Source organism: Kribbella flavida DSM 17836, assembly GCF_000024345.1.
Lineage (GTDB): Bacteria > Actinomycetota > Actinomycetes > Propionibacteriales > Kribbellaceae > Kribbella > Kribbella flavida.
Genome location: NC_013729.1, coordinates 4,522,212 through 4,541,485 on the forward strand (window position 1 = coordinate 4,522,212; position 19,274 = coordinate 4,541,485).

Below are 19,274 nucleotides of genomic sequence, written 5' to 3' on the forward strand. Positions count from 1 at the left end.
TAACCGGTGCGGAAGTCGTAGCGGATCTGTGGTCTGCCGGCCCGGCTCGCAGGCAGCACCGGGAGGTGAGTGATCTGGGTGGTCCGGGTGCCGGCACCGCTGTTGCCGGTCAGGTAGCCCTCTTGTACGAGCTGGCTGTAGGCCTCGGCGACGGTGTTGCGGGCGACGCCGAGCTCGGCCGCCAGGGTGCCGTTGGACCGGCCGAGCCAGCTTCCGGGCCCTCACCACCGGACGAGAGGACGCGGCATGACCACTTCCGAACAAGAGGGCCGCGCGGCGGCATCTGAGGGGCCTGGCGGGGTCGCGGCGATCTGGTCGGCCGCTGCGGTATTCAGCGCACGCGGACTCGCCCTCCGGAATAGAACGCGGCCATGGCGTCGAGTGACGGTAGGTCCACCGCAAGAGTCTCGAGCACGAATCGAGGACCGCGGATCCCCAGCAGGCGCCGGAGCTCGATGTTGTACTCGATCTCCTCGATCCCCAGATGGACAGGCTCGTCCGGGCGCACGGTGTGATGGAGGTCCAGGATCAGTTCTCGTGGCGCCAGGAACGGCCGGCAGAGCCGAAACCCGACAACATCGGACCACGAGTAGAAAGCTGCCCGGGTGATCCCTGGCGCGCCCACGCCGATACCGTCGAAAGTCAACCACAGAGCTACAGCGGGAGGCTGCGTCCGCGACCAGCGCCGAGTTCGCCAGACAGCCGCCCACACCATCGCTGCGACAGCGACGAGAGGCATCGCCAGACCTGCGAATGCCACTACATAGGCCACCGTCTCCAGCGATCGGAAACCAGCGGCGACGGCCGCGATCGGCAAGATCAGGACGGGTGCGGTGACGATCACCGCACTGGTCCAGCCATACCTTCTGACCAGCCTCCGTCGCCGCTGCAGCCCTGCTGGGTCGAAGCACACAGCTTGTCCAACCACATTCGCTTCGCCGACGACTGCACGCATAGCAGCCACAATGCCTCACGTAGGGGGCAAACCGTAGGCGGCGCCGCTGACTTCGCTTATCGCCGCGTAATCACCGGCGGCGACGCCGTGGACCAGGCGGAGAAAGACGTCGGCAGGGGTCATGAAATCTCTCTGAGTGAAGTGCTGACTCCGAACATGAGGAGTGGGGCTTCGGTTACAACCGAAGTGGTCGGGCGAGCGTCTCCTACGCTGTGCGGACGAGGGAGGGTGGCGCCGCGTAGCTGGTGGGTGCTGGAGCGGTGGACGGGCGCAGATACAGGGCTCGATGCGACCTCTATCTGTCCGACCGCGACTAGACACCCTGCGGCGAGACGGGCTGACCCTGCGTCGGCCTGACGGCGACCAGCAAGTTGCACTCCGGGTGGCCGCGGCCTCGATGTGGTCGACCTTCTGGACTGCGACGTGATCGTCATCGCGGTTAAGAGCCAGGACACCAGCAGCGTTCTGCGGCAGCTGGCGCGCGCCGCCCCGCCCAACGTCCACGTTGTCTGCGCGCAGAACGGCGTTGGGAACGAGCCGGAGGCATTGCGGTGGTTCGCGAACGTCTACGGGGCATTGGTGCAGTGCCCGACACTTCACCTGGACCGGGCGTGGTGGGCCGTTCCTGCTGATCCCTTTTGGATCGAAGAGCGTATTCCTTGACAGGTATATACCGCTGCAGGAATACTGCCTTGCGTGGATCTCTTCGCTGTTCTCGCGGACCGCACGCGTCGTCATCTGCTGCAGTGCCTCTCGTCGGGCGGATTGACCGTCGGCGAGTTGCAGGAGGCCCTCGGTGCTTCTCAGCCGACGGTGTCGAAGCATTTGCGGGTGCTCCGGGACCACCATCTGGTTCGCGTGAAGGCGCAGGGGCCACTTCGGCATGACCAACTCGATCCGCGGCCGCTGCAGGAACTCGACGGCTGGCTCGCATCGTTCCGCGGGTTCTGGGCAGGTCGGTTGGATGCGTTGGGGGCCCATCTCGATGACACCGACACCAAGGAGCATTCATGACGGACGGCACACTGATCGACGACGAGAACGGCAAGCGTCTCGTCTTCGAGCGTCACCTGCCGCATTCGCGAACACGTGTGTGGCAGGCGCTCGTGAATCCCGAGCAGCGCGCCAAGTGGTTCTTCGCTGGCACGCTGGATCCAGTGGCCGATGGCCGAGTTGACCTCAAGGACCACGGTCAAGGCATCACGGGCCGCGTTACGGCCGTCGAAAACGAGACTTTGTTGTCGTTCACCTGGAACAGCGTCGACGGGCCCAACAGCACTGTGAGTTTCCAGTTGAGCGACGCAGGCAACGGCAGCACGCACCTGGTATTCACCCACTGCGTGAATGATGATTGTCGGCCGATGAACCTCCTGCCGGGATGGCACGCGATCTTCGATGACCTTGGGCTGTACCTGGAGGCGGATACCGTGGCGGAGCAAACGGGACGTCACGCCCGACTGCGCGAGCACTACCTGACGACCCTTGGCCAGGCTTCATCGTGACCGCGCCAACACCGAGGCCGCTCATGCTCAGGAAGGAGTGAGATGGCGAGTGGAGTGATGGTCTGGTTCGAGATCTGGGTGAGCGACCTCGAGCGTGCGAAGGAGTTTTACCGGCAACTCTTCGGTTGGGAGTACGTGCCGTTCGAGGAGTATGAGCCGGAGAATTACTGGCTCATCAAGACCCCCGACGGCGACTGCGGAGCGATAGTCAGGCGCGACGATGACGCTCACGCTGAACGTGTTCGCTCAACCGTCATCTACGCGCAGGTCGAGAACTTGGACGACGCAGTAAGCATCGCTACCACTGGCGGTGCTCGGCTGGTCGAGCCGTGCAAGAAGATCGGCACGTCTGACGGATACTTCGCACTCGTCAGCGATCCAGACGGGAATGAGATCGGCATTTGGGCGGCGCGCCGCTGATGAGGGTCTAGCTGCTGGGCCGACAGGTCGATGCCCACGACCTGCTTCTCGGGCCCCAGCGAGGGTAAGAGTCAGTCGCAGCCGGGCGGCCGGGCAGGGCGAGGGTCGAGCCGTCGGCCGGGCGGAGCGCGAACGGCTGCTTCAGCGGCTTGCCGCCCTTGCCGACCTGCTCGGACTCCAGCCACTCGTAGAACGCGTCGACCGGGATGAGCGCGCGCCGCGACGTGAACGGCGTACGGAACGAAGGCTTCTCGTGCACCGTCTCGGCCCGGGCGTTCACCATCTTCGACCCGATCTTGAGGTCCTTCGCCCAGAATGGAACCAGCCTGTTGACCGGACTACGCGACCAAGGCCGGCGGTGATGCGTGGGGAAGGGCCCAACGGCCGACGTCGTGGGAACCAGGATCCGATCGCACGGTCAGACCGGGATTGAGTCGTAGCGGGCAGAGACCGCCTTGCGGACGGCCGGGTCGCGGATCGCGTTCTTCGGTAGTTCGCCGAGCTCGAAGAACATCTCCTCCAAACCACCCGGCACCATCAAGGTCAGGAACCGGCCGCCACCCTCGGCCGCGGTGATGGTGTGCGCCGTGCCCCGCGGTACCAGGATGTACGTTCCCGGGTTCGCCACGATCGCTTCCTCTCCGACGGTGAACGTGAACCGGCCGTCCAAGACGAAAAATGACTCCTCGAACCCGCGATGCAGATGCGGCACTGTCCAGGCGCCCCCGCTGGTACCCCAGAACTCCGTCAGTGCGAACGCGTCCGTGCTGTCGGCACCAGCCAGCAGCCGCATTCGCGCGACCCCGAGATCCACCGTGCGCCCATGCCCCGACGCCACCACATGCGCCTGTCTCGACACGACCATCTGACCCACCCCACTTCTGCAAGAGGCCGACAGGACGCCGACCTGCTGCTCTCAACGTCCCGCTGATCACACGGCGGGGCAACATCAAAATCTGAAGTTGCTATCCGGCGCCGTCGGGGTGACGCTGGAAGGGTGCGGAAGTACGGTCAGTTCTGCCCGATCGCCAGGAGCTCCGAGCTGCTGGCAGAACGCTGGACGCCGATCATCGTCCGCAACCTGCTCAACGGCTGCCGCACCTTCAACGAGATCCGGCAGGGAGCTCCGGGCATCTCGACCGCCCTGCTGGCTCAGCGGCTCGACACCTTGGAGCGGCACGGAGTCCTTGTCCGCACGATGAACCCATCCGGCCGCGCGTGACGTACAAGCCGACCGAGATGGGACTGGCTCTACGGTCGGTCCTGGACGCGTTGGGGCAGTGGGGTGCCCAGTGGCTGGAGATCGAACCAAGTCACGTCGACCCGGCCTACGTGCTCTGGGCCACCCTCAAGCTCATTGACGTCGACCGGATCCCCGCGCAGACCACGGTGATCCGGTTCGAGCTGAGCGACCGTCCATCGGACCGCTACTGGCTGATCCTGCGCCATCCGCAGCCGGAACTCTGCACCCGTCCCAGCGGGTACTCGGAAGACATCGTGTGCCGCACCGACTCAAATACTCTCGTCGACCTCCACCTGAACCGACTGACCTACCCCCGCCGCGATCCGCGCCAACCGCCTTGAGCTGCTCGGCCCGCCGCACCTCACCCGCCAGTTCCGAAGCTGGTTCGGCACGAGCCCCTTCGCCCGCTTCATCCCGCCAACGCCGCCGACCGTTCAGCGGACACGGCCGGCCGGGCCGCCGCCCTCGAGTTGAGGATTATGGATGCTCGGGTACGGGGCTCATCTCCGCAAACCAGAGGGATTTCGCGGACTCACCTGCAAGTTCGGTGAATACGCCCACCGGAAGCTGCGCAGCTCCCTCACCGGAGCAGCCTCGGCATCGCTGGCGCCGCCCGGGACCCGGGCGATCACGACCGGGTTGTTCTTGGTCGAGGCGACGTTGCAGTCCGGTCCTCGCAGCTCGTCGGCGTTCTGCTCGTCGACGACGAACTGCTCCAGCAGGTTCACCCGGCTGGCTGTTGATGCGTACCGTCCACACAAGCCACCAGGCTGCCACGCCCGACGGACACTCAGCCGACCCCCTGCCGGGCGGTGCGTGTGTTCTGTCAGAGCACCTCACCCGCCGTAGACGACGTCCGCGAGACCTTGAAGCACGGTCCCGACGCCAATCAGCAGTACGGCCAGATCGTTGACACTCAGCTTCGGCCGGCGGCGGCTCGAACGGCGGCGCTTCGGCTGCTGGTTGCTCATTGGCGGACCTTGGTCAGCGACTTTTGGAGTCCTTCCCGCCCCAGCGCTGGGAGGTGATCTCGTCCGGCCACGGGTGCCCGCGCCGAGCCGGCCGCAGGACGGCACCGAGCTCGGCCGACTGCGCCGCGGTCAGCGGCACGCTCCGGCCGACCATCACCAGCGCGCCCGTCGCGGTACCGGCCGGCGATCACCACCTCGGGCCGGTCGACCGCTCCCGCGCCTCCTTGAGTCCGCGGTCACCGGTGAGACCGCTAACAGGCCAGTACAACGCTGCTGTCGCTGAGAAAAAGGCGGCATCGGCGGGGCTGGAGGCATTCGAGCCGGCGGAGCGACTGACCGCTGCCGATCTCCGGGCGATGGTCACGGAGCTGGGTGCGATGCGCGCGGTTCTCGACCGCGCCGATCGGGGCGATCTCCACGACCTGTACGGCGCGCTCGACCTCAAGGTGTCCTTCAACGACAACACGCGGGTGGCTGATGTTTCGATCAGTCCTACCCCGCGTGTGGTTAGCCTGCGTGTCCGAGGGGGGACTTGAACCCCCACGCCCCGTAAAGGGCACTAGCACCTCAAGCTAGCGCGTCTGCCTATTCCGCCACCCGGACAGGTGGTCTGGCCGCTGCGGATTGCTCCGGAGTGGCGCCGACCGGAGAACAGTAGCAAACCACCCGGGGGAAATTCACATCGGGGCGGCTGTGCGGGTCGCGGCGCGTTGTGGGGGGTGCTGAGCCGGTCGTCGGAGAGGGTGGTGGGGTCGGTGATGGTGGTCCCCGTCCGGTGGGCGGGGCTGAATTCGGAGGTTCGGTCATTCGTTGGCAGAGGTGTTTGCGGGGCGTGGGCAGTGCGGTGCTGGGGGCGTCGGTGCTGGCGGCGTGCAGTGGAGAAGAACCGGCGTCGGCGCCGGTGGTTGAGTCGTCAACGACGACGCCGAGCCCCACGGCGGTGAGGACTCCCGAGCAGCCGGCGTACGGCGTGGCGTTCGGGAAGCTGGAGAAGAAGTACGGCGCCCGGCTCGGGGTGTACGCCGTCGACACCGGGAGCGGGCGGGAGATCGCGCACCGGGCGGACGAGCGGTTCGCGTACGCGTCGACGTTCAAGGCGCTGGCGGCGGGCGCGGTCCTGCGGAAGTACACGCTGCAGGGAATGGGCAAGGTGGTCAAGTACTCCGAGAGCGATCTGCTCGCCAACTCCCCCATCACCGAGAAGCACGTCGCCACCGGGATGACGCTGCGGGAGCTGTGTGACGCGGCGGTGCGCTACAGCGACAACACCGCCTCCAACTTGCTGTTCGACGCGCTCGGCGGGCCGAAGGGACTGGACGCCGTACTGGCCGAGCTCGGCGACAACGTCACCCAGATGGAGCAGCGGGAGCTCGAGCTGAGCGTGTGGGATCCCTCGAACCCCCGCGACACCAGTACGCCGCGCGCCTTCGCGCGGAACCTGCGCACCTTCGTGCTCGGCGACGCGTTGCGCGCACCGGAGCGGGCACAGCTGACGACCTGGCTGCGGACCAACCTGACCGGGGCGGAGCTGATCCGCGCCGGGATGCCGAAGGGCTGGGTGGTCGGCGACAAGACCGGCACCGCCGCCACGTACGGCGGGCGCAACGACATCGCGGTGGTCTGGCCGCCGGGCCGGGCGCCGATCGTGCTGGCGATCTTCTCGAACCGGCCGGCGGCGGAGGCGGAGCACGACAACCGGTTGCTCGCCGAGGCCGCGCGGGTGGTCGCCGCGGCGTACGCGCGCTGACCTGCGCTTTCGCGTGCTTGCGTTTGGCAACGGAGCGGCTGGGCACCAGGCCTGCGTACGCGTCAGAAGCGTCTCGGTCATCGACCAGGCCGGAAGATCCGATCCGCTGCCTTGCGGAGGGGGCGATGGACCGGCGGGTGACCGGGGCCGCAACCGCACAGAGAAGGGCCGATGAGATGGGCGTTTTCGACAACCTCAAGGACAAGGCCACGGACGCGGTCGACAACCACGGCGACAAGGCCTCGGACGGCCTGGACCGCGCCGGCGACATGGTGGACGACAGGACCGGCGGCCAGCACGGCGACAAGATCGACCAGGGCGTCGACGTGGCCAAGGACCGGCTGGACGGCCTCGACGGCCAGGACGACGACATCGAGAACCGTCAGTAGCAGGACGCTTCTCGAACGACCGGCGAACGGGCCGCGGGAGCACTTCCCGCGGCCCGTTCGCACGTTCCAGGCTGTGCGGGACTCACGGCAGCAACGGCCGCATGAACGTCCGGTCGTAGCGCAGTACGCACCCGCTTTCGTCCCGGATCCGGTCCGCGGCGACGAAGTCGGGATCCACACCGAACAACGCCCGGTACTGCTCGTACTCCGCGAGACTGGGGAAGCTGAACAGCGCCAGCGCCTTGTCGCTGGCGCCCTCCGACGGCAGGAAGTACCCGTGGTGCGTGCCGCCGTGCCGGTTGACCAGCTCCATCCAGCGCTGCGCGAACTGCTCGAACTGCTCGATCTTCGCCGGATCCACGACGTACTCGACAACGCAGGTGATCATGCTCGGCCCGCCTCCTGGGTGCTCGGATGCCCCGAGTTTCGCACGCTTCCCAGCAGCGAAAGCGGGTACCGGCCCGACATGGTTTCTGTCTGGACGGCGACGGCCGAAGTTCCCCAGTACGACGTACTGCGCGCTGACCGGCGCGCCGACGTGGCGGTGATCGGTGGCGGGTTGATCGGCCTCACCACCGCGCTGCTGCTCGCGCAGGAGGGCAAGCAGGTGGTCCTGCTCGAAGCCCGGCGGATCGGCTCCCGGACCTCGGGCAACACCACCGCCAAGGTGACGTCGCAGCACGGCGCCATCTACGCCGACCTGGTCGACCGGCACGGCGAGGACACGGCCCGGCAGTACGCGACCGCCAACCAGCAAGGTGTCGAGCAGGTCGCCCAACTCGCCGAGACACTCCGGATCGACTGCGAGCTGATCCGGACTCCGGCGTACGTCTACTCGGCCCAGTCGGCGGACGGCCTGCGCCGGGAGGCGGAGGTGGCCGCGTCGCTCGGGCTGCCCGCGGTGTTCGACGAGGATCCGCAGATCGGCGTACCGGCCGTCGGCGCGGTGCGTTTCGACGACCAGGTCCAGTTCCACCCGCTGAAGTACCTGGCCGGTCTGGCGACCGCGTTCGTCGCGGCCGGCGGGCAGATCTTCGAGGACAGCCGGGTGGTCGCCGTCGACGAGAAGGACGACCAGGCCCAGGTCTCCACCGAGAGCGGCCCGGTCGTGACCGCGGACCAGGTCGTGATGGCGACCCTGCTCCCGCTCGGCATGACCGGCGGCTACTTCGCCCGGGCCAGGCCCCAGCAGTCGCACGGCATCGCGGTCCGGCTGCCCGTCGAGGCCCCGGCCGGGATGGCCATCTCGACCGACTCCCCCGTGCGGTCCACCCGGCCCTGGCCCGGCGGCGGGCCGAACGGCCTGATCGTGGTCGGCGGCGGCCACGAGACCGGTGACGTCGAGGACACCGAGGCGATCTACGCGAGCCTGCTCGACTGGGTCGGGTCGACCTGGAACTTCGCGCCCACTGCGGAGTACCGCTGGTCGGCCGAGGACTTCAGTACGCCGGACCTGCTGCCGTACGTCGGCCGCTCCCCCGGCAGCGACCGCACGTTCGTTGCCACCGGCATGCACAAGTGGGGCCTGAGCAACGGTACGGCGGCCGCGCGCCAGCTCGCCGAGCAGATCGCCGGCCGCGACGACCCGTGGAACGGCCTGTACGACGCCGGCCGGATCGGCGGCCCGCGGGCGGTCGCCAAGGTGATCAAGGACAACCTGAAGGTCGGCGTGGACTTCGCCGGCGGCCACCTCGCCCGGGCGCTGTCCGGCGGCCTGGACCATCTCGAGATCGGCCAAGGCGGTCTGTTCGAGGTGGACGGCGAGAAGGTCGGCGCCTACCGCGACCGTGACGGCACCCTGCACACGGTGAAGCCGGTCTGCTCGCACCTCGGGTGCCCGCTGGCCTGGAACAACGCCGACACCACCTGGGACTGCAACTGCCACGGCTCCCGTTTCACCCCCGACGGCGACGTACTCGACGGACCGGCCGTCAAGCCGCTCGACCGGTCCTAGCCGCTCCGGAAACGCCGTCCACGACCCAGCGATCAGGAGGACCTCCATGACCACTCGCCCGGCCGAGATCGGTGACCTGCGGCTGGCGACCGTCGTCGTGAACGCGACCGACATGGACCGCGCGGCGGCGTTCTGGTCGGCCGCGCTCGGCTACCAGCAGCCGGACACGATCGGCAGCGACGACCGGTTCGCCCGCGTCGAGGATCCCGAGGGCAAGGGACCGACCGTGCTGGTGCAGCGCGCCAAGGACATCCCGGCCGAGCCGGCTCCGGTGCACATCGACCTCTACACCAGCGAGCGCGACCGGCATGTCGACCGCCTGACCGCCCTCGGGGCAACCCCGGTCGACGACTGGGACTACCCGGCACAGCACGACTTCATCGTGCTGCGCGACCCCGAGGGCAACGAGTTCTGCGTCATTCAGGTCGACTGAGCGCGTCCAGCAGGTGCTGGAGGGCGGCGACGGTCGACGCGTGCACGACGTCGGCCGGTTCGCCGTCGAAGTGATGCTCGGTGGCATGCACTCCGCCGGGCGAGCTCACGCCGATGAAGACCGTGCCGGGCTCCTGGCCGTCCTGCGGATCGGGTCCGCCGGCGCCGGTGGTGGCGACCGCGACGTCGGCGCCGGTGAGCCGGGCGACGCCCGCCGCCATCTGCCGGGCGGCCTGGGCGGTGACCACGGGACCCGGCTCGACGCCGAGCACCTCGAACTTGACCTGCGAGGCGTAGGCCACCACCCCACCGGCGAACCACTCGCTCGCCTGCGGAGCCGCGCCCAGGTGGGAGGCGATGTTTCCGCTGGTCAGCGACTCCGCAGCAGCCACTGACTGCCCGCTTTCCTGGACTCGCTCGGAGATCGCCTCGGCCAGCTCGGCCGCGTCCTTGGTCAGTTCACCCGATGAACTCATGGACCCGATTCTGCAACAGCCGTCCCGGCACGCGCACCGCGGAGCACGGCGTACCCGACCGGACTTTCCCTGTGCCCGAGAAGCCGTCCGACTTTCGGACGATCGTGTCCTGTCCCGTTAACCGCCGCGCGCGCGGGGTACGTCTGCGCCCCGCACACGAAGGGACCTCCATGTTCTTCCATCGTCAGGAACTGCAGTTCAAGTCCACCCCTGACCAGCCGGACGCCGTCTACGCGCGCAAACTGCAGGAAGTGCTCGGCGGCCAGTACGGCGAGATCACCGTCGCCATGCAGTACATGTTCCAGGGCTGGAACATGCACACGCCGGGCAAGTACCGCGACCTGGTCTTCGGCGTCGGCGCCGAAGAGGTCGGGCACGTCGAGATGCTGGCCACGATGATCGCCCAGCTGCTGGAGAAGGCGCCGCTGGGCATCACCGACGACGCCGTGCAGGACGACCCGACCGTCGCCGCCGTGATCGGCGGCACCGACATCCAGCAGGCGATCGTCGCCGGCGCCGGCGCCCGGGCGGTCGACAGCATGGGCAACCCCTGGCAGGGCAGCTACATCACCGCCAGCGGCAACCTGCTCGCCGACTTCCAGGCCAACGCGAACGCAGAGATGCAGGGCCGGGTGCAGGTGGCGCGGCTCTACCACATGACCGACGACCACGGGGTCCGCGACCTGCTGTCGTTCCTGCTGGCGCGCGACACCATGCACCAGAACATGTGGCTCGCGGCCGCCGCCGAGCTGCGCGAGGAGGGCGCCGAGGACCTGCCGGTGCCGAGCAACTTCCCGCAGGGCAAGGAGCACACCGAGGTCTCCTACCAGTACCTGAACTTCAGCGACGGGCAGACCGCGGCCGAGGGCAGCTGGGCCCAGGGCCCGACGCCGGACGGCCACGGCGAGTTCACCTACCACGACGGCCCGACGACCAGCGCGCCGATGCCGTCGCCGACCCGGCCCGACGCCCGGTTCTACGGCACGACCGACCTGCCGAACGCGGTGGAGAAGCTGGCCGGCCGGGCGCAGGACAAGCTCAAGCGGGAATGACCGGAAGGTTCCGATGACCGAGATCGCTCGTCGCGAGCGCGCTCGTACCGGCTCCTCCTCGGCGGCGCGCCCGGTGGCGCGCCGCCGGCTGGGGCAGTTGGCCGTGCGCGTGCTGACCACCACCGATCACAAGCTGATCGGTCACCTGTACCTGATCACGTCGTTCGTGTTCTTCCTGCTGGCCGGCGTGATGGCGCTGCTGATCCGGGCGGAGCTGTTCTCGCCGGGTCTGCAGATCGTGAACGAGGAGGTCTACAACCAGCTCTTCACCATGCACGGCACGATCATGCTGCTGCTGTTCGCGACGCCGCTGTTCGTCGGCTTCGCGAACGTGATCATGCCGGTCCAGATCGGCGCCCCCGACGTCGCCTTTCCCCGCCTCAACATGTTCAGCTACTGGCTGTTCCTGTTCGGCGGGCTGATCACGCTGGGCGCCTTCCTCACCCCGCAGGGCGCCGCGGACTTCGGCTGGACCGCGTACACCCCGCTGTCGGACGCCGTACGCTCCCCCGCGATCGGCGGCGACCTGTGGATCATGGGGTTGTGGATGGCCGGCCTGGGCACCATTCTCGGCGCGGTCAACTTCATCACCACGATCATCACCATGCGGGCCCCCGGCATGACGATGTTCCGGATGCCGATCTTCACCTGGAACACGTTCGTCACCTCGATGATGGTGCTGATCGCGTTCCCGATCCTGGCCGGCGCGCTGCTGATGCTGGAGGCCGACCGCCGGCTCGGGGCACACATCTACGAACCGTCGACCGGCGGCCCGTTGCTGTGGCAGCACCTGTTCTGGTTCTTCGGCCATCCCGAGGTCTACATCATCGCGCTGCCGTTCTTCGGCATCATCACCGAGATCCTGCCGGTGTTCAGCCGCAAGCCTGTCTTCGGCTACGTCGGCCTGGTCGCGGCCACCATCACGATCGCGCTGTACTCCGTGGTGGTCTGGGCGCACCACATGTTCGTCACCGGCGCGATCAGCCTGCCGTTCTTCTCGTTGATGACGTTCATCATCGCGGTCCCGACCGGGGTGAAGTTCTTCAACTGGATCGGCACCATGTGGGGCGGGTCCATCTCGTTCGACACCCCGATGCTGTGGTCGGTCGGTTTTCTGACGACCTTCCTGCTCGGTGGCCTCACCGGCGTCATCCTGGCCTCGCCGACGCTGGACTACCAACTCAGTGACTCGTACTTCGTGGTTGCGCACTTCCACTACGTGGTGTTCGGCACGGTGGTGTTCGCGATGTTCGCCGGCTTCTACTTCTGGTGGCCGAAGATGACCGGCCGGATGCTCGACGAGCGGCTCGGCAAGCTGCACTTCTGGCTGCTGTTCATCGGCTTCCACGCGACGTTCCTGGTCCAGCACTGGCTCGGTGCGGAGGGCATGCCCCGCCGGTACGCCGACTACGCCGCCAACGAGGGCTTCACCGTGCTGCACCAGGTGTCGTCGGTCGGCGCGATGCTGCTCGGAGCGTCCACCCTGCCGTTCCTCTACAACGTCTACAAGTCCCGCCGGGCGCCGATGGTCAACACCGACGACCCGTGGGGCTGGGGCCGCTCGCTGGAGTGGGCGACCAGCTCACCGCCGCCCCGGCACAACTTCGTGAAGCTGCCGCGGATCCGGTCGGAGAGCCCGGCCTTCGACCTGCACCACCCGACGGTGGCCAAGATGGAGTACGCCGACAGCGGGGCCCAGGAGGACAACCTGCTGGACGCCGGCGAGGACGAGGGACGGCTGGATCAGCTCGACCGGTCGGAGCGGTCCGACGGACCGGACCGGTCGGACGAGGACCGCGCCGAGGAGGATCGCCGCCGCTGATTGCGGCGGAACAGGTAGAACGCGGCGGAACCCCCGACGATGACAGCCAGCGCCAGCGGAGCGAGGATCGCGATCGGCGCCTGGGTGAAGTCGTCGGGGTCGCCGTCGTTGTCGTCCGGCAGGCTCGCCGGCGGGGTCACGGTCGCGCCGAGGGAGGGACTCTGCGACGGGCTGGTCGTCGGCGAGTCGGCCGCGGGCGCCCCGGCCACCACGCCGTACGCCGGTTCCGCGCCGGCCGCGGGCACTTGCCAGCCGGCGAGCAGCACCATCGTCGCGCCGGCCAGGATTCTCGCAACAGTCTTCGCCGTCATGACCCCTCGGTGCCCCGCCAAGGCATCCGTAACACCTGGTCCCGCGACCCGACCGGACCGACCGGACCGACCGGACAGCGGGCGGTCAGCGGGCCCGGTCGTACCGCCGTCCGCGATCGGCCAGCTCCGCCAGGATCGCGTCGGTGCGGTGCGGCGTCAGCACGGCCGGCCCACGGGCGCGGACCGTCTCGACGAACCGTTCGGCCAGCACTCTCAGCGCCAGCCCCGACCTTCGGGAGTGCCACACCAGCATCGCGAACGCGGCCGCGTCGTCGAGCCCGTAGACGGCCATCAGAATGCCTTTGGCCTGGTCGATGCAGGCCCGGCTCATCATCGCGCGGTGCAGGTTGCGGACCTCCGCCAGCAACGTCTCCTGGTCCGGCAGCGGCGCCCCCGGCACCGCCATCACCCCGGCGACCGCCTCGTCGAGTGACTGGAAGGTCAGCACGGCCCGCTGCTGGCGGGCCGAGACGCGGCCGACCACCTCACGCTGACCGGGCAGCGGGCTGGCGACCGCCACCGGGAGCTCGGTCGACCGGGCGTGGTCGAGCACGCCGAGCAAGCCGGCCAGCGCCTGCTCCTCCAGACTGACCAGTCCGGCGAAGTCGAGCAGCACCCGCTCGGGACGTTGGGCCAAGGCGTCGCGGAAGGTCGATCTGAGCCGGTCCGACGACCGGTCCCGCAGATGGCCGGCCAGGCTGCCGATCAGCAGCCCGGGAACGAACTCGAGGCCCAGATCCAGACTCGGATCCACCGGGACCAGCCAGTGGAAACGAGCGTCGCGGTGGGGTGCCGAAGACCGGTGCTTCATGGCAGCGTATCCTCACAGGGGAAGTAGGACAGGCTGCCCGCCGAACCTGCTTCCACCGTAGGGAACAAGCGGCGCCCTGTCGAGGCTTTCAGGCGGCCAACGCCGCTCGGAGTGTCAGCAGGATCTCCCGCAGCAGCCGGGACACCTGCATCTGGCTGACGCCGATCTCCTCGCCGATCTCCGCCTGCGTGCGGTGGTCGACGAAGCGCCGGTGCAGGATCAGCCGGTCGCGGGCCGGCAGGTCCTCGACCACCGGGCGCAAGGTCTCGATGTGGTCGACCAACTCGTAGGTGTTCGTCTTGTCAGCGATCACCGTGCCCAGCGAGAGGGCCGGCGCGCCGGTCAGTTTCGCGTCGAGCGACGCGGGCCGGAAGCACCCCTGGGCGCGCTGGGCGTCCACGATGTCCTCGACCGGTACGCCGATCGCGGCGGCCAGGTCCTCGGTGGTCGGCCAGTGCTGCAACGTCGAGGCCAGGTCGGCCTCGGCGGCGTTGATCGCGGTCTGCAGGTCCTGGATCCGGCGCGGCGGCCGGACCATCCACGCCTGGTCACGGAAGTGCCGCCGCAGCTCGCCCCGGATCGTCGGGATCGCGTACGACCGGAAGTCGGTGTCCGGACCGGGCCGGTAGCCGTGTGCGGCCTTGACCAGTCCGACCGAGGCCACCTGCAGCAGGTCGTCGCTGTCGACTCCGCGCCGGTGGTACCGGGCGGCCAGTGTGCGGGCCATCGGAACGCCTTCGACGACGGCCTGCTCGATCAGCTCCGTACGCCGCGCACCGGTCTCCTCGGCGGCCAGCCGCAGCAGCCGTTCGACCTGCGCCGCCTGCTGGTTGCGGTGTTCGACCTGCGTGACGGCCGGCCCGGAGGTGGGCCGGGAAGGGGGTGCGGTGATGGTCATGTGAGCCCCGGACTGCGAATCCGGCAGGCTGGCGAGGGTTTGGCCACGGCCGGATGGGCCTCACGTACCCACGTTTTCCAGAGCCATTCACTCAGGTGCGACAGTGCGCCTCAGACCGGCGGTTCGGCAGCCGACCGGCGGCTGCGCCGGGCCAGCGAGGCCAACTGCTCCTTGGCCCGAGCGAGCGTCTCGGCAGCGCTCGCCAGCTGGTCGCCGGCCTCCCGGACCGACGTGACCGCGGACTTCGTGAGCCGGCCGGGATCCTCGCTCGCCGGGCCCTTGCCGTCCCGCCAGGTCAGCTCGCCGCCCGACTCGTTCAGGTGGTCGCCGATGCAGTCCGCCAGCCGGGCCGCCGAGCCGGCCACCGCGATCAGGCCGGCCAACTCTTCCTCCCAGTCCTCGACGGACCAGTCGAACCGGACCTGCTCCAGGCGCAGCACCTCGTTCAGCGCCGCGGACGCACTCCACAGCGCATCCGGATCGGCACCGGCCATCGAACACCTCCCGGTCCAAGAGCCCCGCCCCGGCGGGCAAGAAGAACCCCGTTGACCGCAGTACCCGCGAGAACCGCTTCCATGCGACGGGACGGTTCAGGAGACGGCACCGGACGGAACCCGGGCCGGCGCGGCGGCCGAGCTGCGCACGATCAGGCGGGTGGCGAGCTCGACGTGGTGGGAGTCGACCTTCTCCCCCGCGGCCAGCTGCAGAGCGGTGCGCAGGGCAACAGCTCCCATCTCCCGGATCGGCTGCCGGACCGTGGTCAGCTGCGGTGAGGCAAGCCGGGCGAGCTGGGTGTCGTCGAAGCCGACCACGCTGAGATCCTCCGGCACCCGCAGCCCGCGGGCCCGCGCGGCCTCCAACGCGCCGAGCGCGACCTCGTCGCTGCCGGCGAAGATCGCGGTCGGTGGTTCCGGCAGGTCGAGCAGCGCGGCGCCGCCGGCCAGACCGTCCTCGTAGAGGAACTCGCGCATCCAGACGTACTCCTTCGGCACCTCGGCGCCGGCCGCCTCCATCGCGCCGCGGAAGCCGTTCATCCGCGCCTGGTTGCAGCCCGACGTCGGCGGACCGCCGAGGTAGGCGATCCGGCGGTGGCCCAGCGAGAGCAGGTGCTGGGTGGCCGCCATCCCGCCGGCGAAGTTCGTCGACCCGACGCTGGTGACGTCCGGCTGGGCGATGTCGATCGGGTCCACCACGACCAGCGGCAGCCGGGCCCGCGCCAGCGCGGCCAGGTCGGCCTCGCTCAGTTCGGAGGTGATGCCGATCGCGGCCCGCCGGCCGCTCGCGGCGAGCTCACGGATCCACGGCGCCGCCCGGCCGGAGCCGCGGTTGTGGCCGCGCGGCGGATGCGTCCGGACGACCACGTCCACGTCGGCCGCCTGGCCGGCCTCGACCACGCCCTGGATCACCTCGACCGAGTAGCTGTTCAGGAAGCCCTGGTAGAACAGCTCGACCGTGGCCCGCTCGACCGGTGGCTCCGGCCGGCGTCCGACATAGTCGTGCTGGCGCAGGATCTCCTGCACCCGCGCCCGGGTCGACTCCGACACGTCGCTGCGGCCGTTGAGCACCTTGGACACCGTCGCCACCGACACTCCAGCGGAGGCCGCGACGGTGGCCAACGTGACCCGGCCTCTCAACTGCGGCACCTGCTCACACTCCTCCCGCTGCGCCGGTGACCGCCGTCAGCTCGACGGGGGTGACCATCGTACGATCGTGGCCGACCACCCGCGTCGACCCGCTGATCCGCACCGTACCCCGGCACGGCAGGTCCGCCGAGGAGGTACCGACCAGGACCTCGATGTCGCCGGCCTCCACGATCCGGCGCAGGTCCGGACCGGTGTACGCGACCCGGTCGGCAGCCACCCGGAACGTCACGTCCGTCGCCGCACCCGGCTCCAGCGACACCCGGGCGAACCCGGTCAGCAGCTTCAGCGGCCGGGCGACCTGCGCGACGACGTCGTGCAGGTAGAGCTGGACCACCTCGTCACCGGCCCGGGTGCCGGTGTTGCGCACCCGCACGGTCGCGGTGAACTCGCCGTCGGTGGTGATCTCGGTCGCCCCCAGCCGCAGGTCGCCCACCGCGAATGTCGTGTACGACGCGCCGAAGCCGAACGGGAACAGCGGCACGGTCTCCAGCCCGCTGATGCCTGCGCTCTCCACACTGCCGAGGGCCGGTTGCAGGTACGTCCCGGGCTGACCGCCGATGTGCCGCGGGATCTGCACCGGCAGCTTGCCGCGCGGCACCACCCGGCCACTGAGCACTCCGGCGATCGCCGCACCGCCTTCCTGGCCGGGCATGAACGCCTGGACCAGCCCGGCCGCGCGCTCCGCGATCCCGCCGAGGGCGTAGGGCCGGCCCGTCACCAGCACCACGACGACCGGCGTACCGGTGTCGAGCAGCTGGTCGAGCAGTTCAGCCTGTACGCCGGGCAGCCGGAGGTCCTCCGCGTCGCAGCCCTCTCCGGAGGTTCCGTGGCCGAACAGCCCGGACAGATCGCCGACGAACGCGACGCACACGTCGGCCTCGCGCGCCGCGTCGACCGCGGCGGCGATGCCGGACCGGTCCTCGCCGGTGACCTGGCAGCCAGGCTCGTGCACGAGCTGCACGCCGGCAAGCTCGTTGCGCAGGGCATCGATCGCGCTCGGCACCTCGATGCCGAGCTCGCGGTCGGGATAGCGCGGGAGCACATGGTTGGGAAAGGCGTAGCAGCCCATGAAGGTCTTCGGCTCACCGGCGCACGGGCCGACGACGGCAACCCGGCGCAGAGCCGGCCGATCGTCGCCGAGCAGTGGCAACGCGGTACCTGCGTCGAGCAGGACGATCGACCGCTCGGCCAGTTCCCTGGCCAGCTCCCGGTTGCCCGCGGAGTCGAGGTCGAGCTCGTCCGGCCGCACGGACGCCTCGGGCGTCCAGTCCGGGTCGAGCAGACCGAGCTGCGCCTTCTGCAGGAGCAGCCGCCGGGCCGCGCGGTCGATCAGGTCCTCCGACAGCTCACCGGCCTTGACGCGCTCGATCAGCCCTTCGCCGAAGCCGACGGTGTCCGGCAGCTCGACGTCGGTACCGGCGGTCAGTGCGAGGGCTCCGGCGGCATCGGCGTCCGCGACGACCCGGTGCATGGTGGCCAGGAACGGCACCGCCCAGTAGTCCGAGACGACCGTGCCGTCGAAGTCCCACTGCTCGCGCAGCAGTTCCGTGAACAGCCACGGGTCGGCACTGGCGGGCAGGCCGTCGAGGTCGGAGTACGAGCTCATCACCGAGCCGGCGCCGGCGGTCGCGATCGCGGTCTCGAACGTGGGCAGGATGACGTCGAGCAGCTCGCGGCGCCCGATCGACACCGGTCCGTGGTTGCGCCCGGCCCTGGATGCCGAGTAGCCGGCGAAGTGCTTGAGCGTCGCGATCACCCCGGCACTCTGCAACCCGCGCACGTACGCCGAACCGACCATCGCGACCAGGTACGGGTCCTCGCCGATCGACTCCTCGACCCGGCCCCAGCGGTAGTCGCGAACGACGTCGAGCACCGGCGACAAGCCTTGGTGCACGCCCGCCGCGGCCATGTCCCGGCCGATCGCGGCAGCCATCCGCTGCACCAGCTCCGGGTCGAAGGTCGCGCCCCAGGCGAGCGCGGTCGGGTAGACCGTCGCGCCGTACGTGGTGAAACCGGTCAGGCATTCCTCGTGCACCAGTGCCGGTACGCCGAGCCGCGAGCCGGCCAGCACCGCGCGGTGCTGACGGACCACCTCGGCGACGCCTTCCGCGGCGGTCAGCGGCACGCTGCCCCAGACCCGGGTGAGGTGGCCGAGCCCGTTGCGGCTGGCATCTTCCAGCGACACCGAACCGCCGGCCGCGAAGACGTCCTGCAGCGGGGCGACATTGAGCTGCTCCTCGGCCGGCTCCTCCTGCCCGGCCATGTCGTTGCCGATCCAGCGGCTGCCGAGCTGGGCGACCTTCTCCGCCAGCGTCATGGCCTGCAGGAGCAGCTCCGCCCGCTTCTCCGCCGCCAGCGCGGTGTTCTGCCACGGACGGTCGTCCGGGCCTCCTGCGGGGACCGAGGTCGTCACGAAAATCTCCCTGTATATCTGCCGACATGGAAATAAAGTATCGAAAAGTTTCGAAGCTGAAGTCTGATGCAATGAGCCACTCTGCGCCTGGAAAGTCGAAAGTTTCAAGACCTTGACAGCAACATCACCGAAACCTACGTTACGAAACACAGTTTTAACCGGCCGGTGTTTTCGGGCTCGTCGAGGAGCCGGCCGCCAACCCCGCCGTGGCGTCGTCCGCGGCACGGAGTACGGA

Annotated in this window: 26 protein-coding genes, 1 tRNA gene and 1 pseudogene; 12 read left to right on the forward strand and 16 right to left on the reverse strand. The window is 69.2% G+C overall.

Annotation, left to right across the window (positions count from 1 at the left end; translation table 11 throughout):
* Nucleotides 1-95 precede the first annotated feature (95 nt).
* Together KFLA_RS39695 and KFLA_RS20850 are read right to left on the reverse strand one after the other, a co-directional pair.
* Nucleotides 96-185 (reverse strand): annotated as a pseudogene (locus tag KFLA_RS39695) (GntR family transcriptional regulator); the annotation flags it as partial.
* A gap of 146 nt (nucleotides 186-331) precedes the next feature.
* The gene (locus KFLA_RS20850) at nucleotides 332-955 is read right to left on the reverse strand and encodes a hypothetical protein (RefSeq protein WP_148256684.1); all 624 of its coding nucleotides are present in this window, start codon (nucleotides 953-955) and stop codon (nucleotides 332-334) included.
* Nucleotides 956-1,378: 423 nt separating this feature from the next.
* On the opposite strand from KFLA_RS20850, the gene KFLA_RS20855 reads away from it, so the two are divergent.
* Genes KFLA_RS20855 through KFLA_RS20870 form a run of 4 tightly spaced genes read left to right on the forward strand, consistent with a single transcriptional unit; the run spans nucleotide 1,379 to nucleotide 2,877 of the window.
* Nucleotides 1,379-1,618 (forward strand): 2-dehydropantoate 2-reductase N-terminal domain-containing protein, encoded by a 240-nt coding sequence (locus KFLA_RS20855; RefSeq protein WP_158307292.1) that lies wholly within the window; start codon nucleotides 1,379-1,381, stop codon nucleotides 1,616-1,618.
* 33 nt (nucleotides 1,619-1,651) lie between these two features.
* Nucleotides 1,652-1,969: an ArsR/SmtB family transcription factor gene (locus KFLA_RS20860; protein WP_041289417.1), complete on the forward strand. Its 318-nt coding sequence runs from the start codon at nucleotides 1,652-1,654 to the stop codon at nucleotides 1,967-1,969.
* A complete protein-coding gene (locus KFLA_RS20865) occupies nucleotides 1,966-2,457 on the forward strand; it encodes an SRPBCC domain-containing protein (RefSeq protein ID WP_012921797.1) in 492 nt (163 codons plus the stop codon). The genes KFLA_RS20860 and KFLA_RS20865 overlap by 4 nt, the downstream gene beginning before the upstream one ends.
* Before the next feature lie 42 nt (nucleotides 2,458-2,499).
* A complete protein-coding gene (locus tag KFLA_RS20870; protein WP_012921798.1) occupies nucleotides 2,500-2,877 on the forward strand; it encodes a VOC family protein in 378 nt (125 codons plus the stop codon).
* Between the two features lie 7 nt (nucleotides 2,878-2,884).
* Here KFLA_RS20870 and KFLA_RS20875 read toward each other — a convergent pair whose 3' ends face one another.
* Together KFLA_RS20875 and KFLA_RS20880 are read right to left on the reverse strand one after the other, a co-directional pair.
* On the reverse strand, nucleotides 2,885-3,283 hold the full coding sequence (locus KFLA_RS20875; protein WP_337466636.1) for an SOS response-associated peptidase family protein: 399 nt from the start codon (nucleotides 3,281-3,283) through the stop codon (nucleotides 2,885-2,887).
* A gap of 12 nt (nucleotides 3,284-3,295) precedes the next feature.
* Nucleotides 3,296-3,742, reverse strand: a complete 447-nt coding sequence (locus KFLA_RS20880) for a cupin domain-containing protein (RefSeq protein ID WP_012921799.1) — start codon at nucleotides 3,740-3,742, stop codon at nucleotides 3,296-3,298.
* Nucleotides 3,743-3,874: 132 nt separating this feature from the next.
* On the opposite strand from KFLA_RS20880, the gene KFLA_RS36775 reads away from it, so the two are divergent.
* Entirely contained in the window at nucleotides 3,875-4,099 is a 225-nt protein-coding gene (locus KFLA_RS36775) for a winged helix-turn-helix transcriptional regulator (RefSeq protein ID WP_049797396.1), read from the forward strand.
* Complete coding sequence (locus KFLA_RS36780; protein WP_049797397.1) at nucleotides 4,096-4,461, forward strand: hypothetical protein; 366 nt, start codon at nucleotides 4,096-4,098, stop codon at nucleotides 4,459-4,461. Before KFLA_RS36775 ends, KFLA_RS36780 begins: the two co-directional genes overlap by 4 nt.
* Before the next feature lie 159 nt (nucleotides 4,462-4,620).
* Here KFLA_RS36780 and KFLA_RS20890 read toward each other — a convergent pair whose 3' ends face one another.
* From KFLA_RS20890 to KFLA_RS20895, 4 genes are all read right to left on the reverse strand, one after another.
* Nucleotides 4,621-4,881 (reverse strand): SOS response-associated peptidase family protein, encoded by a 261-nt coding sequence (locus tag KFLA_RS20890; RefSeq protein WP_272941259.1) that lies wholly within the window; start codon nucleotides 4,879-4,881, stop codon nucleotides 4,621-4,623.
* Between the two features lie 75 nt (nucleotides 4,882-4,956).
* Entirely contained in the window at nucleotides 4,957-5,091 is a 135-nt protein-coding gene (locus KFLA_RS39385; RefSeq protein ID WP_012921801.1) for a hypothetical protein, read from the reverse strand.
* Nucleotides 5,092-5,104: 13 nt separating this feature from the next.
* The gene (locus KFLA_RS39390; RefSeq protein ID WP_272941260.1) at nucleotides 5,105-5,230 is read right to left on the reverse strand and encodes a hypothetical protein; all 126 of its coding nucleotides are present in this window, start codon (nucleotides 5,228-5,230) and stop codon (nucleotides 5,105-5,107) included.
* Between the two features lie 378 nt (nucleotides 5,231-5,608).
* A tRNA-Leu gene (locus tag KFLA_RS20895) sits at nucleotides 5,609-5,694 on the reverse strand.
* Between the two features lie 229 nt (nucleotides 5,695-5,923).
* On the opposite strand from KFLA_RS20895, the gene bla reads away from it, so the two are divergent.
* Both bla and KFLA_RS20905 read left to right on the forward strand, forming a co-directional pair.
* Nucleotides 5,924-6,838 carry a class A beta-lactamase gene (gene bla / locus KFLA_RS20900; RefSeq protein WP_202797004.1) on the forward strand — a complete coding sequence of 305 codons (915 nt, stop codon included), beginning with the start codon at nucleotides 5,924-5,926 and terminating at the stop codon, nucleotides 6,836-6,838.
* 176 nt (nucleotides 6,839-7,014) lie between these two features.
* Complete coding sequence (locus tag KFLA_RS20905; RefSeq protein WP_012921804.1) at nucleotides 7,015-7,227, forward strand: antitoxin; 213 nt, start codon at nucleotides 7,015-7,017, stop codon at nucleotides 7,225-7,227.
* An 82-nt stretch (nucleotides 7,228-7,309) separates the two neighbouring features.
* Here the strand turns inward: KFLA_RS20905 and KFLA_RS20910 are convergent, their stop codons facing one another.
* Complete coding sequence (locus KFLA_RS20910) at nucleotides 7,310-7,615, reverse strand: NIPSNAP family protein (protein WP_012921805.1); 306 nt, start codon at nucleotides 7,613-7,615, stop codon at nucleotides 7,310-7,312.
* 78 nt (nucleotides 7,616-7,693) lie between these two features.
* Between KFLA_RS20910 and KFLA_RS20915 the strand changes: the two genes are divergently transcribed.
* Nucleotides 7,694-9,181 (forward strand): FAD-dependent oxidoreductase, encoded by a 1,488-nt coding sequence (locus KFLA_RS20915; RefSeq protein ID WP_041289419.1) that lies wholly within the window; start codon nucleotides 7,694-7,696, stop codon nucleotides 9,179-9,181.
* A gap of 46 nt (nucleotides 9,182-9,227) precedes the next feature.
* Nucleotides 9,228-9,614 (forward strand): VOC family protein, encoded by a 387-nt coding sequence (locus KFLA_RS20920; RefSeq protein ID WP_012921807.1) that lies wholly within the window; start codon nucleotides 9,228-9,230, stop codon nucleotides 9,612-9,614.
* On the opposite strand, the gene KFLA_RS20925 is transcribed toward KFLA_RS20920, so the two are convergent.
* Nucleotides 9,598-10,089 carry a CinA family protein gene (locus KFLA_RS20925; RefSeq protein ID WP_012921808.1) on the reverse strand — a complete coding sequence of 164 codons (492 nt, stop codon included), beginning with the start codon at nucleotides 10,087-10,089 and terminating at the stop codon, nucleotides 9,598-9,600. The two genes, KFLA_RS20920 and KFLA_RS20925, sit on opposite strands and share 17 nt — an antisense overlap.
* 170 nt (nucleotides 10,090-10,259) lie before the next feature.
* Between KFLA_RS20925 and KFLA_RS20930 the strand changes: the two genes are divergently transcribed.
* Both KFLA_RS20930 and ctaD read left to right on the forward strand, forming a co-directional pair.
* A complete protein-coding gene (locus tag KFLA_RS20930) occupies nucleotides 10,260-11,141 on the forward strand; it encodes a manganese catalase (RefSeq protein WP_012921809.1) in 882 nt (293 codons plus the stop codon).
* A gap of 13 nt (nucleotides 11,142-11,154) precedes the next feature.
* Nucleotides 11,155-12,963, forward strand: coding sequence for an aa3-type cytochrome oxidase subunit I (ctaD, locus tag KFLA_RS20935; RefSeq protein ID WP_012921810.1), 1,809 nt, complete (start codon nucleotides 11,155-11,157; stop codon nucleotides 12,961-12,963).
* Here the strand turns inward: ctaD and KFLA_RS20940 are convergent.
* The 6 genes from KFLA_RS20940 to KFLA_RS20965 form a co-directional block, all read right to left on the reverse strand.
* Nucleotides 12,885-13,274: a hypothetical protein gene (locus KFLA_RS20940; RefSeq protein ID WP_012921811.1), complete on the reverse strand. Its 390-nt coding sequence runs from the start codon at nucleotides 13,272-13,274 to the stop codon at nucleotides 12,885-12,887. The genes ctaD and KFLA_RS20940 overlap by 79 nt on opposite strands.
* A gap of 85 nt (nucleotides 13,275-13,359) precedes the next feature.
* On the reverse strand, nucleotides 13,360-14,085 hold the full coding sequence (locus KFLA_RS35800) for an ANTAR domain-containing protein (protein WP_012921812.1): 726 nt from the start codon (nucleotides 14,083-14,085) through the stop codon (nucleotides 13,360-13,362).
* Between the two features lie 88 nt (nucleotides 14,086-14,173).
* Nucleotides 14,174-14,983 (reverse strand): sigma-70 family RNA polymerase sigma factor, encoded by an 810-nt coding sequence (locus tag KFLA_RS20950; RefSeq protein WP_012921813.1) that lies wholly within the window; start codon nucleotides 14,981-14,983, stop codon nucleotides 14,174-14,176.
* Between the two features lie 110 nt (nucleotides 14,984-15,093).
* Nucleotides 15,094-15,477, reverse strand: a complete 384-nt coding sequence (locus KFLA_RS20955) for a hypothetical protein (protein WP_012921814.1) — start codon at nucleotides 15,475-15,477, stop codon at nucleotides 15,094-15,096.
* 96 nt (nucleotides 15,478-15,573) lie between these two features.
* Nucleotides 15,574-16,626, reverse strand: a complete 1,053-nt coding sequence (locus KFLA_RS20960; RefSeq protein ID WP_012921815.1) for a LacI family DNA-binding transcriptional regulator — start codon at nucleotides 16,624-16,626, stop codon at nucleotides 15,574-15,576.
* A gap of 4 nt (nucleotides 16,627-16,630) precedes the next feature.
* Nucleotides 16,631-19,039: a glycoside hydrolase family 3 N-terminal domain-containing protein gene (locus KFLA_RS20965; RefSeq protein WP_012921816.1), complete on the reverse strand. Its 2,409-nt coding sequence runs from the start codon at nucleotides 19,037-19,039 to the stop codon at nucleotides 16,631-16,633.
* Between the last annotated feature and the right edge of the window lie 235 nt (nucleotides 19,040-19,274).